This is a genomic window from Labrys sp. E2SS-1L (genome assembly GCF_057073705.1).
In genome coordinates this window covers 5,522,415-5,538,673 of record NZ_CP172712.1, presented here as the reverse complement: position 1 = coordinate 5,538,673, position 16,259 = coordinate 5,522,415, and the positions used below count along the sequence as shown (strand labels likewise).

At 59.5% G+C, this 16,259-nt stretch carries 12 protein-coding genes, 1 tRNA gene and 1 pseudogene; 2 read left to right on the top strand and 12 right to left on the bottom strand.

Annotated features, from left to right (window positions below; genetic code table 11):
* The first annotated feature begins 17 nt into the window (after positions 1 to 17).
* A tRNA-Met gene (locus tag ACIGJE_RS25815) sits at positions 18 to 94 on the top strand.
* Positions 95 to 356: 262 nt separating this feature from the next.
* Here ACIGJE_RS25815 and ACIGJE_RS25810 read toward each other — a convergent pair.
* The 10 genes from ACIGJE_RS25810 to ACIGJE_RS25765 form a co-directional block, all read right to left on the bottom strand.
* The gene (locus ACIGJE_RS25810; RefSeq protein WP_483679063.1) at positions 357 to 2,021 is read right to left on the bottom strand and encodes an FAD-dependent oxidoreductase; all 1,665 of its coding nucleotides are present in this window, start codon (positions 2,019 to 2,021) and stop codon (positions 357 to 359) included.
* A 131-nt stretch (positions 2,022 to 2,152) separates the two neighbouring features.
* The gene (locus ACIGJE_RS25805; RefSeq protein ID WP_483679061.1) at positions 2,153 to 3,382 is read right to left on the bottom strand and encodes an MFS transporter; all 1,230 of its coding nucleotides are present in this window, start codon (positions 3,380 to 3,382) and stop codon (positions 2,153 to 2,155) included.
* 56 nt (positions 3,383 to 3,438) lie between these two features.
* A complete protein-coding gene (locus tag ACIGJE_RS25800; RefSeq protein ID WP_483679060.1) occupies positions 3,439 to 3,669 on the bottom strand; it encodes a GFA family protein in 231 nt (76 codons plus the stop codon).
* Positions 3,670 to 3,717: 48 nt separating this feature from the next.
* The gene (locus ACIGJE_RS25795; RefSeq protein ID WP_483679059.1) at positions 3,718 to 4,350 is read right to left on the bottom strand and encodes a hypothetical protein; all 633 of its coding nucleotides are present in this window, start codon (positions 4,348 to 4,350) and stop codon (positions 3,718 to 3,720) included.
* Positions 4,351 to 4,359: 9 nt separating this feature from the next.
* Positions 4,360 to 6,618 (bottom strand): xanthine dehydrogenase family protein molybdopterin-binding subunit, encoded by a 2,259-nt coding sequence (locus ACIGJE_RS25790; RefSeq protein ID WP_483679057.1) that lies wholly within the window; start codon positions 6,616 to 6,618, stop codon positions 4,360 to 4,362.
* 1 nt (position 6,619) lies between these two features.
* Complete coding sequence (locus tag ACIGJE_RS25785) at positions 6,620 to 7,081, bottom strand: (2Fe-2S)-binding protein (protein WP_483679056.1); 462 nt, start codon at positions 7,079 to 7,081, stop codon at positions 6,620 to 6,622.
* Between the two features lie 53 nt (positions 7,082 to 7,134).
* Positions 7,135 to 7,566 (bottom strand): GlcG/HbpS family heme-binding protein, encoded by a 432-nt coding sequence (locus ACIGJE_RS25780; protein WP_483679054.1) that lies wholly within the window; start codon positions 7,564 to 7,566, stop codon positions 7,135 to 7,137.
* A 532-nt stretch (positions 7,567 to 8,098) separates the two neighbouring features.
* On the bottom strand, positions 8,099 to 10,975 hold the full coding sequence (locus tag ACIGJE_RS25775; protein ID WP_483679052.1) for an ATP-binding protein: 2,877 nt from the start codon (positions 10,973 to 10,975) through the stop codon (positions 8,099 to 8,101).
* A 441-nt stretch (positions 10,976 to 11,416) separates the two neighbouring features.
* Positions 11,417 to 11,830: a hypothetical protein gene (locus tag ACIGJE_RS25770; protein ID WP_483679050.1), complete on the bottom strand. Its 414-nt coding sequence runs from the start codon at positions 11,828 to 11,830 to the stop codon at positions 11,417 to 11,419.
* An 825-nt stretch (positions 11,831 to 12,655) separates the two neighbouring features.
* Positions 12,656 to 13,756, bottom strand: a complete 1,101-nt coding sequence (locus tag ACIGJE_RS25765) for a DJ-1/PfpI family protein (RefSeq protein ID WP_483679048.1) — start codon at positions 13,754 to 13,756, stop codon at positions 12,656 to 12,658.
* Between the two features lie 121 nt (positions 13,757 to 13,877).
* Between ACIGJE_RS25765 and ACIGJE_RS25760 the strand changes: the two genes are divergently transcribed.
* Complete coding sequence (locus ACIGJE_RS25760; protein ID WP_483679047.1) at positions 13,878 to 14,837, top strand: GlxA family transcriptional regulator; 960 nt, start codon at positions 13,878 to 13,880, stop codon at positions 14,835 to 14,837.
* A gap of 183 nt (positions 14,838 to 15,020) precedes the next feature.
* Here ACIGJE_RS25760 and ACIGJE_RS25755 read toward each other — a convergent pair.
* Positions 15,021 to 15,462, bottom strand: a pseudogene (locus tag ACIGJE_RS25755) (DDE-type integrase/transposase/recombinase); the annotation flags it as partial.
* 69 nt (positions 15,463 to 15,531) lie between these two features.
* A complete protein-coding gene (locus ACIGJE_RS25750) occupies positions 15,532 to 16,230 on the bottom strand; it encodes a class II aldolase/adducin family protein (RefSeq protein ID WP_483679046.1) in 699 nt (232 codons plus the stop codon).
* Positions 16,231 to 16,259: the final 29 nt, after the last annotated feature.

Genomic DNA, 16,259 nt, shown 5'->3' with positions numbered 1-16,259 from the left:
ATCAAACAAATTCCTGCCGCGGGGTGGAGCAGCCCGGTAGCTCGTCAGGCTCATAACCTGAAGGCCGCAGGTTCAAATCCTGCCCCCGCAACCAATTCTGTCATAAATCAATCGCTATCTGGGTCTAACCACCCCGATGGCGTTTTGTGTTTATAGGCTTGAACCACAATTGGAGGCTGTAGCGCTGCTGGCATCGCGGCCTGCTAAGCTACCGATGGTTGGTCATTCCCCCGATGCGCGCCCAGCTTCGGCGGCGATTTTCGCCACCTTGCCATTGCCGCCTTGGCCCGTTCTCGCTTGCCGAAGTTGGGCCAGGCGAAGGCGCCAATGACTGATTACCGGCCCTTATCTTACTTTCATCCGACATTTCGCGCCAAGAAAGAATGAATCTGAGCGATGACGGCCGCGCCCTCACCGACCGCGGCGGCGACCCGCTTGGTGGAGCCGGCGCGTGCGTCTCCCACGGCAAAGATGCCGGGGCAACTCGTTTCCAACTGCAGTCGCTCGCCGTGATCGATGTGGTCTCCCGTGAGAACGAATCCCTTTCCGTCGATCGCCACACAGTCATCTAACCAGCGGGTATTGGGATCGGCACCGATGAATAGAAAGAGATGGCGCGACGCACACTCTTCTGTCTCGCCGGTTCGGGTGTTGCGGAAGGTGGCACCGGTCAGACCTGTCTCTCGGTCGCCATGCAGGCCCACAATCTCCTTGTCCACATGAAGTTCGACATTGGGCAATGCTGCGATCCGATCGATCAGATACTGGGACATAGTCTGCTCAAGCGGGCGCCGGACCACGAGATGTAAATGCCTGACGTATGGTGATAGGTAGGCAACGGCTTGGCCGGCCGAGTTTCCGCCGCCGACGAGAGTGACTTCCTCTCCGGAGCAGAGGCGGGCCTCGATCGGCGATGCCCAGTAGGAGACGCCAGCCCCCTCCAGCTCTTCGACATTGGTGATATCTGGCCGACGATAGCGCGCTCCTGACGCGATCACGATGGAACGCGCCTGTGCGATACATCCATTGCTGAGCTCGAGAGAGAACGGAGCTTCCGCTTCATTTCCATGACAGCACAGCTTTCCGACGGTCAGCGGGATCGCGAGCTTGGCACCGAACTTCGTCGCCTGATTGAAGGCCCGGCCCGCAAGAGCCTGTCCCGAGATGCCAGTTGGAAAGCCAAGATAATTTTCAATACGGGCGGATGCGCCTGCTTGGCCACCGAAAGCCCGTGAATCGAGAACCAGAACGGACAGTCCCTCAGATGCCCCGTAAACGGCAGTAGCCAGCCCAGCCGGTCCCGCTCCGACGACTGCCACGTCATAGACGCTCGTCGGATCGAGGTCCGGGATGATGCCAAGGCAGGTCGCGGCATCCGCGTCGCACGGATTTTTGAGCAGTGTGCCGTTCGGGCAGATCATCAAGGGCAGATCTTCCGGTGCGATGCCGAGCCGTTTAACCAACTCGCGCCCCTCGGCCTCGCATGCGGCGATGATGGCGTGGGGATAGCCGTTGCGGGTGAGAAATCCAGACAGCCGCACGATATCAGGGCTATCCCGGCGTCCAACCAGAACCGACCCTGCACCGCCAACCCGCCCTTCATCGATCAGTGAAACGCGACGGAGGATAAAGGCGCGCATGATCGCCTCACCAACATCTGCCGACCCGATGACGAGCGCGCGAAGATGCGGTGCATCAAAGGGTATTGCCACTACGCCTTTCTCGCCCGCGACCACCGATGCCAGGGTTGCATGGCCAGACAGCTGATTGGTCTCGCCGGTGAACTGGCCGGGACCGTAGGTGGCGATCACGGACGACCTGCCGGACGCACCACGCTGGATTGCATCGGCCGAGCCCTCTAGAATAAGCCAGGCAGGGACGTTACGGGTGCCGATCTCATAAAGGATGTCGCCTGGGCCAAACCGACATGGCTCACCGCTCGCGAAGCGTCGAGCCGTGCTGATTTGGAAAGTCGAAAGTGTTGGATATGTTTGCTCTCGCCGAGCCTCGCTGATCGTCATGGTATGAACCCCGTATTGGCTTATGCTTGTGCGGACGGCACCTGGATCAGTCCGTTAGCTATGCTGCACACCACTGAAGCCAACTCTTTTCGCGGCCTTTTCCGCGGACATTTCTAAGTGTCCATGGTGGATCATGCGGACGCAAGCTGAGGTGCCTTCGGCAGGGTGAGAGCGAAGACGAGAAGACCTAGAAGGGTCAGTCCGAAGCCCGCCCACACGGCTGAGAGCAGGCCGTAGCCGGCTGCAATGGTCAGGCTGCCCGCCCAAGCGCCGATGGCGTTGGCGACATTCAACGCCGCAAGGTTCATGGCGCCCATCAGCGTGGGCGCCTCCGGAGCGAGGCGTGTCAGGCGCACCTGGATCGTGGGAATGGCGACCATCATAGTCGTGCCGACGCCGAACAGCGCCGGCATCAGGATCCACACATTACCGCCACCGGCCGCCAGCGCCGCAAGCACGATCAGGGCGCTACCGTAGCCCAGGACCAATCCTCGCGCGGGATAGGCATCTGCCAGCCGTCCGCCGATCAGGTTGCCCATGGTCATGCCGACGCCGAACAGCGCGAGCGCCGCCGGAATCCATGCTTGATCGAGCGTTGCCGCATCGGTGACGAAGGGACCGATAAAGGTATAGACGGCGAAGATGCTGGCCACGCCGAGCGCCGCGACGAGCATCATGGCCCAGACCGCCGGTCTGCGCAGAGAGGTTAGCTCCTGTATCACGGGGCCGCCATGGAGCGCTTCGGTTCGAGGCACCCAGGCCCACAAGGCCAGAAAGGCCAGGCCAGCCACCATGGAGACACTGAAATAGGTGTTTCGCCAGCCCAGAGTCTGACCGAGGAAGGTTGCCAGAGGCGAGCCGACAATCGTTGCGATCGTCAGGCCGGTCATGACCAGTGCGAATGCCTTTCCAGCGTGGCCGGGGCCAACGATGTACGACGCCACCACAGCGCCGGCACCGAAATAGGCTCCTTGCGGCATACCGCTGACGAAGCGGGCCAGGGCGAACATGCTGAGGTCGGCGGCGACCGCCGACAGGACGTTTCCGAGAATGAACAGGCCCATTAGGCACAGGAGAAGCGTTCGCCGATTTAGCCGCGCCGCCGCCAGCGTCACGAGAGGGGCGCCGATCACCACACCGAGGGCATAGGCCGCAATCGCATTCGTTGCGGTGGGGATATCGATGCCAAGGCTCGCGGAGAACAACTGGAGCATCCCCATGCTCGCAAACTCGGACGTCCCGATGCAGAAGCTGCCGAGCGCCAGGGCGAACAGCGTGAGGCTCCGCTTGCTTCGTTCCGCTTCGTTCGTGCAATGCACTTTCACGGCAGCGCATTGACCGCGATAGGCTTTCTCCAGCATCCCTGCCTCCATTCGTGGTGGTTATGCGGCGCACACCGATCCGCGTGTAGTGATCTTCATCCTATCTGATCCAAGGCGGTTACCGGGGCGGGCGAAGCATGCGTGTGCCCAGCCGGCAGCCGGCTGGTCTGCCAGCCGTCTTCAGCTATGCCGAGAAGTGTCACCGCCTCGCCGCCCGATGCCCTCTTGCTGTCGAGGCAATGGCAGATCGCAAGAAAGTTGGGATTGATGTCGAACCCCCATCTCACCGCGCCGGATTCGCATTGGCCGGGATGTTCCTTGATCATCGATGGCGCCAGTGCTGAACACCAACACGGCACAACCATCATGCCTCCTTAGCTCGGGCAGGGCTGTCCGGCTGCCCCCCAAAGAGCCATGTCTCTGACATGATCCTCGAATGTTCCCGGCGGTGTCACGCGGCCGGCACCGGGCTCCCATGCCCTGGGAATAAATCCGCTTAGCGATGCATCGTGCCTCAAATGCTCAACGAGGCCCACAGCGTCGCGACCGCCATTCCGCTTGGAATCCTTAAGCTGGGCACAGATCTCGGCGCCGCTCTTGCCAAACCAGATGAATTCCACCGGTGCAAGTTGCCAGTCGATGCCTGCATGCAGGGGCGCCGGTGCGGGCGGGTTCGGTAATGTTGAAGTGAGATGGCACGTCGAACATGGCACTGTCTCAGCTCCAATTCGGCTTTTTCCGCCGTGGATGTTCATGCCGTGTACTCGGGATTTGCTTTCACCGGCCGGCGTCCAAATCGGCACAGCCTTCGCATCGACATGACAATTGGCACAGCGCGGATGTGTCACCACTGCCTCAATTCTCTTCCAGGCCTGCAATCCCTCGGCCCGGCTGATGCTGCCCGGAGGCAATGCATCCCTTGACTTCTCCTTGGCCAAGACAAAGCCCGTCAGGGCGACAATCGATGAACTGGCAAAGGCGAGTGCTATCAGAGTTGTCCTCCTCATGGTCCGCCCTCACACGAAATCGACGAACTTGTTGAAAGGCATTTCTCGGATGCGTTTGCCCGTCGCAGCGAAGATAGCATTGGCCAGCGCGGGTGCCGCAGGCGGTACGGGGGGCTCCCCTATGCCTCTGATCGTGTAATCATTCTCCAGGCCGCGCACCTCTATCGCCGGGCATTGATACATTCGCATGGCTTCATGGTGGTTGTAGTTCCTCTGCTGCACGGCCCCCTTGGCATAGGTGAGTTCGCAGTTCATGGCGTGGCCAAGGGCCCAGACGACGCCGCCTTGGACGAGATTCTCGAAGTTGACGGGGTCCACAATCTTGCCGACATCGGCCGCCACCCAGACCTTGTCGATCTTGATGCCTGCGTCGGTCATGGTCACTTCGATGATCTCGGCGACAGCCGTTCCGAACGACTCGACAAACGCAACGCCACGGCCTTTTCCGCGTCCCAGGGGGCCTTTCCAGTCCGCCATCTCGCCGACGGTCTCCAGGAGCTTCCGATAGATCGGAATCTTGCACATCTCGATGCGCGCCATCAGCGGGTCAAGCCCCGCGGCGTGAATCAATTCGTCGATAAACCCCTCGGTGAAGAATCCATTGGCGGAAGCGCCTACGGATCGCCAAGTCGTGGACGGCGACAGTCCTTGCACTTCGAAGCTTGTCGCCCGGTAATTCGGAATGTCGTAGTAAACGTTCCAGATTCCGACCCCCAGCTGGCCATCGGGGTCCTTCGAGGGCGAGCCCATCCTTGCTAAGAGCTCCTTGAACGGCGCTGTTGCGGCCACCTGCAAATCAGCTGCGACGATCTTTCCATCCTTGACGCTTCCCCTGCATCGGCCCATCGCGATCTGCCGAGGAATGTCCTGCAGGAAGTCCTCCTCCCGCGAGAAGACGAGCTTCACCGGCGTTCCGCGCATCTGGTTGGCGATCTCGGCAAGCACCCTAACATTCTCGAATTCGAGCCGATGCCCGAAGCTCCCGCCCATCCACTCGTTATGAAAGATCACTTGTTCTGGCTTCATGCCGATCGCAGTGGCCGCGATGTACTGCACGGATTGCGGCGTTTGATGCCCGACCCAGATTTCCATCCCCTTGTCGGTGACGATGCCTATGCCGTTGAGCGGTTCCAGCGGCTGATGCCCCACATAGGGCGCGCGATATTCCGCCTCGATCAGGGTCCCGTCTGTTAGTCCAGCGTCGATATTGCCGTCGTTGCGCCATTCCTTGGCGAGGAATTGTGGCGTGAAGGACGAGGCCACGGTTTTCCAGTGATCGGCCTGCTCGGCCGGATATGTGCTCGGCTCCCATACACAGTCGACAACCTCGGCCGCCTGCATCGCGTACCAACTGTTCGTTGCAATGACCGCGATGCCATTCGATACTTTGAGAATCTTCTGGACCCCCGGCATCGCCTGAGCCTTGCTTGCGTCGTAGGACTTGATCGGCTGTCCCTTGTTTGGGTTGAGCTTGACGGCCGCATACACCATGCCGGCCATCGTCCGGTCGATACCGAACTTCATCTCGCCGGTGACTTTCGAACGGACGTCGAGTCGCTCCATCGGCTTTCCGAGAATTCGCCATTGCGATGGATCGCGGAGCTTGGTGACCGCGACCGGAGTGATCTTCGCCGCCTCGGCCGAAAGCGCGAGGTAGGGAATTTTTGTCCCGTTCGGCAAGATCACGCTTCCGGCTTCCGTGCGGAGGTCGGCGGCCGGGACGCCACTGCGCTTGGCTGCAGCCGCCTTGAGCGTTTCGCGTGCAATCGCGCCGGCCATGCGCAATTTCTCGTAGGTATCGGGAATCGCGCTGGAGCCCCCGGTCATCTGCAGACCGGCCTTCCTCAGCCATTCCAGCGCGGCCGCGCGAGCCTTCTCAGCTTCGGGGCTTTGGTCTGGCGCCATGAAGGGCGCAAGTTCGTGGGCAAAGCCGGTATTGAAATAGGCGGGACTGGGCCCGGCGAACCGAATCTCGAATTGGCCCGGCTCGAGGTCCAGCTCTTCGGCGATCATGAGGGGCTGGATAGAGCCGACGCCTTGACCCTTGTCGGCGTGCTGGGCAATCAGCGTGATTTTGTCCGGACTGATCTCGACCCAGGGATTGAAAGTAACCGAACGCGGGCCGAGGTCCGCGATCAGCGGATTCGTCGCGGCTGGGGAAGAAGGTGCTTGTTGCGCCTGACCATACTGCCCGAAGGCCACACCGCCGGCGAACGCGGCAGAACCGAAAATGAAGGTGCGTCGCGAAAGATTCGGCATCTGGCCCATGTTATTTCCCTCCCATCTTCTCGGCAGCCGCATGGATCGCAGCGCGAATGCGTTCGTAGGTGCCGCATCGGCAGAGATTTCCCGACATGACCTCGTTGATGTCTTCATCGGTCGGCTTGGGAATCGCATTGAGCAGTGAAATCGCCTGAATGATCTGGCCGATCTGACAATAGCCGCATTGCGGGACCTGATGCTCGATCCAGGCTTCCTGGACCGGGTGCAGCTTCCCGTTGCCAACCGCTTCGATGGTGGTTATCGCCTTGCCTGCGATATCAGCCATACGCGCCTGACACGAGCGCACGGCGGCTCCGTCAATTTGCACCGTACAGGCGCCACACTGAGCTATTCCGCAGCCATATTTGGGGCTCGTGATGCCGAGCTCATCGCGCAAAACCCAGAGTAAAGGCATCTCGGGGACGACATCGACTTGGTGTTTGGTTCCATTGACGGTTAGTTCGATCATATCGACGCCTTCCCTCAGTAGACGTTGCAGTTCGTTGCCGCGAGCATGACCTATTAGGAGCCCATGCTCTGGCAGATGGCCGCGACCGCCGCCTCGGCCACCGCAATGTCCTGTTCGATCGAACCTGCGCTGGTGCCCACCGCGCCGACGATCTGGTTGTCGATCTTCACCGGCAAGCCGCCTCCGAAGATCACGACCTTGCCGCCATTGCTCTGCCCGATGCCGAACAGTGGCGCGCCTGGCTGCGCCATTCTCGCGAGATCCGAGGTGCGCTTATCGAAAAGCCGCGCCGTGATCGCCTTGCCGATGGCGAGATCGATACTCCCGATCAGGGCGCCGTCCTGTCGTGTAAACGCGACAAGCGCGCCGCCGGCATCGACGACAGCGATATTATAGGCAATACCCATACTGGCGGCCTTAGCTTCACCCGCTTCAAGCATCCGCTTGGCATCTGACAGCGACAAAGTGGTGGAGGAACGCGGCATTGTCTTGCTCGCTTTTCTCGATCCAGATTCCAATCGTCTCGGACTAGACACGCATCTTCGATATGACCGACCGAGCGGCCACCTGTTCAAATTGAGGAGTTCTACGCGAATACCTGCCGCCAGCGTGCCCGGACCACCGTTCTCGCCATCCTGGCTCAGGGCTTACGTATCATCAGAGGCAGTGCATGGGTGGTTAAACGAGGTAAAAAGAGAGCAGGATTGCCTGCAGCGCCTGCGTCCAGCCAGGGCTTCGTCCAGCGACTATGGAACAACAAGGAGCGGCGCGCGATACGAAACGATTGCGAAGTCCGCCGCGGAGAGAGGGGGAGCGAGGAAGGACCCGGCTGTTCTGCTACCACCTGACTACCCCGATATGAACCCCATCGAGCTGGCTTTCGCCAAGCGTTTAAAGCGCTTCTGCACCGCGAGCCAGCGCGACCGTCATGCCTTGATCAAATGCATTGGCGGTCTACTAGATCGCCTTTTTCTGTCCGAATGCGCCAACTTCTTCGAAGCTGCTGGATATCAACTCTCATTGTAAAAATGCTCCAGCCGGTGAGCTCGCCGAGCGCAGCAACAGCGTGGCGGTACGAAGATCCTGCGTATCAAAGCCTTCGCTGAATTCCCGATAAAGAGGGGCGAGTAATGCGATAGCCTCGTCCGAGCGGTACGTATCGATATAGTGGGCCGCAAGGTCGCTTGCGGCGCGCAGCTCGAACGACTTTGCTCCGATCGCATGCGCTTCATTCACGGCGTCCTTCCACATCCGTTCGGCAGCGGCATGATCTCCGGCCCTGTGTTGAATGGCTGCATCAATCCGTATCAATTCGCTGCGACACCATCGCTCACCCTGCCGCTCCTGAAACTGGAACGCGAGGCTGATCGTGTCGGCTGCCTCGTTCAGCAAGCCCCGGTGCAAGAGGACCCGAGCGAGGCCGGCGATATACATGCCGATACGCAACAGATATCGACATTCGATCATGTGGTCGATCGCGTCTCTTACTTCGCGATAGGCCTCACCATCTCCCTTCAAGTAGCTAAGCGTGCCCCTGAAATAGTGATGAACCGGGATCCAGCGAGGAATGATTTCCCGCTCCATATTGCGTTGCATCAGCACGGAATAATGTTCGAGAAGGGGGATGTTCCCCGTCTCCAAGGCCAGCGGCAGCGCAGCCAGTCCCAACGCGTTGGATTGCGACAGCCAATGTCCAGCCCGCCCAGCCTGCTCCACTGCGTCGCGCGTGGCAGCGTCGGCATAGTCGGCGCGGCCGGTCATCCAGGCGATGAAGGTAAGGTAGCATCGGACCGACACAAATCGGATGATGTCCTGCCCTGCCATGGCCGCGCGCTTACCGGCGAAGGAATGTTGCACCGCGAGCCGGTCGAGGACCTTCCCGCTTTCGACGAAGTCGCCTCGATGCGCTTTGGCCCAGGCCAGCGCGCGGTCTCCCTCGGGGGCGGCCGACCAATCCCGATGCCGCGCCGACAATCTCTCGGACGCCTCCAGGCAACTGATCGCCTCATCGAGCTTGCCGACCTCCATCCGATAATAAGCGAGCCCCTCCAGGCCGCGCTGTTCGTATTCGAGGCTATGTGCGCGTTGGGCCAAGCCAATGGCGCGGAGCCAGGCATCCTCGATCTCCTTGCGCATCTTCGAGTAATACAGGCTCCAGGCGTGCGAGCAGGCCAGCTTGGCCTTGAGGAGATCGTCGCATGGAATGCTCTCCGCGAGCTTTAGCGCCACTTCCGTGCGTTCCTGGGCTTCGGAAAGGATCGAGGTCTCCGACCACAGTGGAATGGCCGCGACCGTCAGCTTTATGCCGAGCGCGATATCGCCGTCGACGCCGAAAGCCCAGGCGAGTGCGGCGCGTAAATCGGCGAGCCGGCTCACATAGCGCGTGGTCCAATCGCCCTTTTCGAGCCAGTACCACTCATCTTCCGATCTCTTGAAAAGATCGAGGACGCGTTGCGCATGATATTTGAGGATCAGGGCGTCGGCCTTATCGGTATGCCGTTTCTCGGCGGCGTAATGTCGGGTGCTGGCGAGCTGTCGATAGCGCAGCCCCGGCCCATTGACTTCCGCGTTCAGCAGCGATTTTGCAACGAGGGCGCCAAGGCCGGCCACGACGTCGATGGGATCCAGACCCACGGCTCTGGCGACGTGAACGGCGTCCTCCAACTCGAAGAAGTCGGCAAAGACCGACACCAGGCGGAAGATGGCTGCCTCTCTCTGCGAAAGAAGTCGGTAGCTCCAGTCTATCGTCGCCAGCAGCGTTTCATGACGCGGAGCCACCCCGTCAGGGCGAAGTTTGGAGAAGCTTGTGTGCCGATCAAACATCGCCAACAGCTCCAAAGGTGAATAGTTCTCAAGCTGCGCCGCCATCAGTTCGATCGCCAGCGGCAATCCGTCCACCGACCGGCAGATCGACACGACCGCGTCGCAATCGGCATCGCTGATTTGATATCCTGCCCATTGCAGCGCCCGAGACGCGAACAACTCCACGGTCGAGAATGAAATAGCCCTTTGCAGGGACAAACCCGGTTCATCATCAGGAAGGGCAAGCGGTCCGATCCTAATTAGATATTCCACGTCAAAATTCAGCGGCTCGCGGCTTGTCGCCAAGATCTTCGACAACCCTTTTTTGGATGCCAGGCTGCGTGCAAAAATGGTTGCGGCGGGCAGCACATGCTCGCAATTGTCAAGAATGACGAGCATCCGGCGCGAAAGCAGATAGTCGAGTATCGCAGTGAAACTGTCGTCAGGATTGCCCCGAATACCGAGCGCGGTCACGAGCGCGACTGGAAGTAGAGTCGCGTCGTCTATTGTCGCCAGATCCACAAGGCAAATGCCGTCAAAGCCTACGTCGGCATAGGCGCGGGCCGCGGCAATGGCCACGGTTGTCTTGCCGATGCCGCCCGCGCCCACCAGCGTCACATGCCGTTCGCGGTGCAACGCGGTCAGCACGTCGGCAAGCTCCGCCTCCCTGCCCACGATATGTCCCTGCGGCGGCAAATGACCCAAGCCGGAACTTTCCGCAAAGGTGTCGCCTTCCTCGAATGCCCCGATTCCGGCCTGTACCGGCGCAATGAACCGATATCCGCGGCCGACGACTGTAGCGAGATAGTTAGGATTCAATTTGGTGTCGCCCAGCAGGCGGCGCAGGTTGGACATGTTGACCTTGAGATTGCTCTCGTGAACAAAGATACCGGGCCAGGCGACAGCCATCAGTTCTTCTTTGCTAACGAGTTCGCCACCGCGCTGCACGAGTAGCCGCAACAGTTCGAAGCCTCGACCGCCAAGCTTTACAGGATGGTCCTCAAGAAGAAGAAGTTGGCGGCTCGGCACTAATCGGTACGGTCCGAACGAGAATACCAGCTCGGGTTTTAAGCGCTCCGCAGCTTCGTCCATGATGCAGCCCCCCGCAATCAGATCGGTGCCGCGATCAGGTTCGGCGGAACTCGATCGGCATCACTAGAATATCAATCACCAGAGATTTGTTTAGTCCCAGTATGTCATTGATTGGTGGCCGAACGAGCGGTTTGTGTTGCAGACTTTTCACTATGCAGTGTGCAGCATGAGAACGCATCCGGCCGACAGAGTGTGCTTAATATTCAAGATCGCGTTTTCAATCGCCCGGTAAACCTATTATGCGCGTGCTGATACCCGCCCTAAGGCCTAAGTTTATGCGCCTTAAAGGAACAGGTGATTAAGTCGAGCACCGCAGTAACATTTCCAAGCGAGCGGATAACACCAACGGCAGTATATGAAAAAAGCCGCCCAAGATCGAAATCGACACGGGCGACCCAAGTCAAGGGAGGAAACGCCCAGGGAGGGCGGCAGCAATGGCGCTCAGCGTTCTTGTTGCGATGCACAATGTAGGTCGGCAGCATTGATGTCTGCAAGCTCAAAGGTTGGGCAATTCATGCTGAATTCCGTTGCGTCTTTGTAAATCAGCATGGAACACAGCCTTTCGCCATCATACGGGTTCTGTCGCTGGACGATTGAGCAGACCTTTTCACGTTCGTTCGACAGGGAGACAGGCACGACCTCCACTCGATCTGTCGAGGCCGCCCGGATCAAACGCACGAAGACGCTCTTGGAGATATCAGACGGGCCCTTGGCTCGTATTGCCGAGCGGGCAGGCTTTGAAGCCTCCATGCTTTGCATAGGGCGTTCCAGAAGCAGCTTGTCACCGCGCCCGCTTTTTGTCGTCATCGCTTTGGGGTAGGGCCCAAATTTAGAGCTGTGGCGTGGCGCAGCCAATCGCCTCAATCGTAATCCGCCGTGGGAAATCGCGGTTTCAGACCCTGTAGCGTGCCACGGCGTAAGACTTGGTTGCCCGCCCCCGCAACCAATTCTGTCATAAGTCACTCGCCATCTGGGTCTAACTATCCAGGTGGCGTTTTGCGTTTAAAGCCTTGAACTTGAGCGAGGTTCGCGTCGTCGACTTATTGAGCGCTAGGCGTGAGACCGCTCTCCGGTTCTCTGGTGATGTACGGCGCCAATCGCTTGTAGCCATTCAGTTGGCGAAGATGTTCAAGAAAACATGTGGAAACGGCGCTCTAACCGCCTCATCGAGCAGAAGACCCAAGGCAATAAGTTGTCGTTCTGCCTGCTCGGGTGATTTTTACCGAAATACGAAGTGAAGTTGCGCATCACGCAATGCAAGTTGTGCTTGCTGGCTTCCACCTTTCGGACCTCATCGGTCTTCGCTGAACTGAGGGAATAGCTCTTGGAGCAATGCGATCAGCTGCAATGGCTCCGGTGGCCGAGTAGAAAAATAGCGCTTGTCATTGGATGACATAATCAAACCTATGGTAGCAGCCGGTCTGAAAGTCCTTTCCTGCCAATTCCAGGACGGAGGCTCGGCAAATTAACCGATCCGGGCCGTCCCTGGCGTAGAGGGGCAGGGCATCCTGGCGCGTCAGCGCGTATCGTATTGCTCTGGTTGGTTCGAGCTTCGAGGACAGATGGCGGGATTGCGCCTCGAACCGGACCATCAACTCATCAAGGTGGAGCGCCGCACGTCAAACGCGCGGCCAGCCGACTGCGATGCAGCTGGCTGGCGCCATCGTTGGATATAGAGGATTAGTCCGCTATTCGCGGATCATTGCGAGCATATTCCAGCTGAAGAGCGACAAGATCTGCCGTGGCATTGCCATAGCGGTTGGCGATTGCGGTCAAGGCATCGTCGAGGGCCTTCGCCGACCTCGTCTTGGGGAGGGGCAATTGGAGATACTCGTTCGCCCGGGCAATTTCTGGCAACAATAGGAGGCCATGACGCGATCGGACAGGGCGCTTGGATGGACCCACGATCGCTTGAGAGCGATAGGTCCTCGACCATGCATCGGCGATGAGAGCCAGCGCAATTTCATCGAAACCGTCTGCCGTCGGAATGGACAGCGTTTCATGCCGCCAGGGCGAAAGCGCGTTCTTGGTGACGGTCCATACGTGTCTCCCCGTGAGGTGGAACCGACTTGAATTGTGCGCCGGTTCCCAAGCTCTATCCCCGATTGTGGTCGCTATACTCTCAGCCTTGGCACGTCCTGCCAGCGCTTCGACCAGGGCAAGGCTTGCCGGAATGGAGGCGCTCACACCTGTTGTGGTCATGACGTTGCGATCGACGACATAGCGCCTGTCTCTTACCCACGATATCTGCGGAAATGTCCGTGCTATCTTGGCCAATGCGTACCAGTGGGTCGTTGCAGTCCGGCCATCGAGAATGCCAGCCCGCGCGGCAACCCATGCACCTTCGCAGATGGCGGCAATGAAAGCCCCCTTCTTTGCCTGCCCACGTACCCAATCGATGACGATTTCGTTCCTGTCGTCATGCAAGGCCGGCACGATCACAATGTCCGCCCCGGCGGGATGACTCGCATCGAATGCGCGCATGGTCGTGTCCGGTTGGATTGTGAGGGTGGGCATCAGGGTGACTGGACCGGGATGCGTTGCAACGATAACGACATCAGCGACATCGGCTTCCTTCAATACCCCATAGGGAACGATGAGATCGGTCGTCTCGGTGCCGGCATTCTCCGCTACGATGGCTATGAGTGGGCGAGGGCGCCCGGGTTTGGCAGGCGGTAATCGCAAGGCACCCATCTCGACGGCCGCGACTTCGCCGGCATGAAGCGATACCGGCAGGACCATGAAGAGGAAGAAAAGGGCTTTCAGAAGAAGGCGGTACATCGGGATCTCGAGTTGAAGCAGTCACCGCCAGCGTAGATGCTGCGACGCACTGGCGAAAATGTCAAAACTATCGCATTTTACGCCAATGCAGGATCAATCTCGAAAACCAAGACTCGTCGCCATGGTCGGCTATGACGGCGTTCAGGCCCTGGATGTGGTCGGGCCGATGGAGGTCTTCGCGATGGCGAACCTTCACAAGGCTGGGCATATGCCGCCCTACGAGCTCATTCTCTCTTCTCCGACAGGCGGATCGGTAACGTGCAGTTCCGCGGGAGGGATTTGCCTCGGCGAGGCCGTCGCACTCGACGATCTGCCTGATGACATCGATACGATCATCGTTGCCGGAGGCAGCGAAGACGGATTGCGAAAAGTCATCTTCCAGACCGGGCTGATCGAGTGGTTGAAGTCGCGCGCAGGCCGAACGCGCAGGCTTGCCAGCGTGTGTACGGGCGCCTTCGTTCTTGCTGCCGGGGGCTTTCTCGACGGCAGGCGAGCGACGACCCACTGGAACTCGGCAGCTCTCCTCAAGCAATTACGCCCGCAGGTCGATGTCGAGCCGGATGCGATCTTTGTAGCCGAGCCGCCAATATATACCTCTGCCGGTATCACGGCCGGAATCGACCTGTGTCTTGCTTTGGTGGAAGCCGATTGTGGCCCGCAGACGGCTCTGTCCGTATCCCGGCAAATGGTGCTTTTCATGCGCAGGCCCGGAGGTCAGTCCCAGTTCAGCCCGGGGCTGGCAACTCAGGCTATGGCGACGCCGCGCCTTCGCAACCTGGTCAATGAAATCGTGGAGGACCCTACCGGCGATCTGTCAGGACCCGCTCTTGCGATGCGCGCCGGCATGAGCGAGCGCACCTTTTCGCGCTCGTTCCACAAGGAGACCGGCACGACACCGGCGCAATTCGTTGAGGCCGCTCGGATTGCACGCGCAAAGACGTTGCTGGAGACGTCGGACTGGCCATTGGCTCGCATCGCCGAGCGTGCGGGTTTCAGGAGCCTCCACGCACTGCATCGGGCATTCCAGAAGCGGCTCGGCATTACGCCGGGTTTCTATCGTGATCGCTTCGGGGCAGGGTAGAGCGCCATTGTTACGGTGACATGAGGCGGCCAATCGCCTGCGTTGTAATCCGTCGAGAGAATATTGTGGCGTGCTGTGGAGTATGACTTGGCTGCGCTCCCCCCGCGACCAATTCTGTCATAAATCGCTCGCCATCTGGGTCTAACCGGCCAGGCAGACCGGTTAAATGAGTGAGGTCGGACTGGCCGTGATGACCTCGCGGTTTGTCCGGCTGCCGTCGACGATAGCGCGTGCGGGCGCCGGAGTGCCCTGCGGATAAACCGTTCGCGACCGCCACATCCCGGTGCTCGTTGAAGAAAAATGCAACCGTGTCGCTAACACCGTCAATGGTTCGGTACATACACACCCAGTGTCCGCCGTCCCAAATGTAAATCTTGCTGCTCAGCGCTCCCCTTCGGGTCATCGATATGCCATCGTCTCGTGATGATCGGTTTGCGCCGGTTGAACCGCTCGAACAGCGGCGGAGAGAAGCCAACAAACCAGCGGTAGATAGTGGACTGATCCACGGGGATACCATGCTCGGCCATCATCTCTTCCAGATCGCGCAAGGCTGAGGTTTGTACGCCAGATCCCAGCGAATGCGCAGCAAGATCTCAGAACGATCGAAGTGGCGACCTTTGAACATCACGAGCTGCTCAAAGACGGAGAGCTTCATGGTCTGACATAGCTTGCCGTCCGTTTGCGACAGAGCCGATTATCTCGCCACTTTGCGCTTGTAAAAGCTCCAGAAGGTATCGATCAGCACGGGATCGAAGATTTGGTCCTTCTTTGCCTTCAGCTCCGATGCAGGCGTTGTTTTGTAAGGTAACTGGGTGGCGAGCAGTTGCATCTGCGCGCGGCAAGCCCCTTCAAGAAAAATGCCCATCAACGCCGCCTCCGCAATCGAGCCGCCCACGAACAGGACGCCATGGTTGCGCATGAGCACTGTCGATTGCGAGCCGAGTGAGCGGGCCAGACTCGCGCCAAGCGCCGGCGTGTCGATCAGGCCGGTCGTCTCATCGAAACGCCCGACCGGCAGGCCAAGATTGGCCGCCTCATTGGTGACCGCCTGCAGTTCGACATCGAGGGCGGAGAAAGCCGTGGCAAAGAACGGATGACTGTGCCCAACGCAGTGCACATCCAAACGGGCGCGCAAGACTTCGGTGTGGATGGGCCATTCCTTGTGGATGCGCCCCTCTCCTGTGAGCCTGCGTCCCTCGAAATCGATCAGTACGAAATCCTCCGGCCCCACCACCTCACCGAGCCCGATGCCGGAGCGTTTGATCCAGACGCCCCGCCCGGAAGGGTCACGTAGCGACAGGTGGCCGAGTGTCATGTCGGCATGCCCTTCCATATGCAGAATACGGCAAGCGGTCGCGACCTCCAGCAGGTCGTCATGGGGAATGTCGGTCATTGGTGTTCTCCGGGTTTTGTGATTGTGAA

What these genes read in the sequence shown, in the direction of transcription:
- ACIGJE_RS25765 (WP_483679048.1), bottom strand. Translation starts at nt 13,756, where the DNA reads ATGTACCGCCTTCTTCTGAAAGCCCTTTTCTTCCTCTTCATGGTCCTG.
- ACIGJE_RS25810 (WP_483679063.1), bottom strand. Translation starts at nt 2,021, where the DNA reads ATGACGATCAGCGAGGCTCGGCGAGAGCAAACATATCCAACACTTTCG.
- ACIGJE_RS25795 (WP_483679059.1), bottom strand. Translation starts at nt 4,350, where the DNA reads ATGAGGAGGACAACTCTGATAGCACTCGCCTTTGCCAGTTCATCGATT.
- ACIGJE_RS25800 (WP_483679060.1), bottom strand. Translation starts at nt 3,669, where the DNA reads ATGATCAAGGAACATCCCGGCCAATGCGAATCCGGCGCGGTGAGATGG.
- ACIGJE_RS25805 (WP_483679061.1), bottom strand. Translation starts at nt 3,382, where the DNA reads ATGCTGGAGAAAGCCTATCGCGGTCAATGCGCTGCCGTGAAAGTGCAT.
- ACIGJE_RS25785 (WP_483679056.1), bottom strand. Translation starts at nt 7,081, where the DNA reads ATGATCGAACTAACCGTCAATGGAACCAAACACCAAGTCGATGTCGTC.
- ACIGJE_RS25780 (WP_483679054.1), bottom strand. Translation starts at nt 7,566, where the DNA reads ATGCCGCGTTCCTCCACCACTTTGTCGCTGTCAGATGCCAAGCGGATG.
- ACIGJE_RS25790 (WP_483679057.1), bottom strand. Translation starts at nt 6,618, where the DNA reads ATGGGCCAGATGCCGAATCTTTCGCGACGCACCTTCATTTTCGGTTCT.
- ACIGJE_RS25750 (WP_483679046.1), bottom strand. Translation starts at nt 16,230, where the DNA reads ATGACCGACATTCCCCATGACGACCTGCTGGAGGTCGCGACCGCTTGC.
- ACIGJE_RS25775 (WP_483679052.1), bottom strand. Translation starts at nt 10,975, where the DNA reads ATGGACGAAGCTGCGGAGCGCTTAAAACCCGAGCTGGTATTCTCGTTC.
- ACIGJE_RS25760 (WP_483679047.1), top strand. Translation starts at nt 13,878, where the DNA reads ATGGTCGGCTATGACGGCGTTCAGGCCCTGGATGTGGTCGGGCCGATG.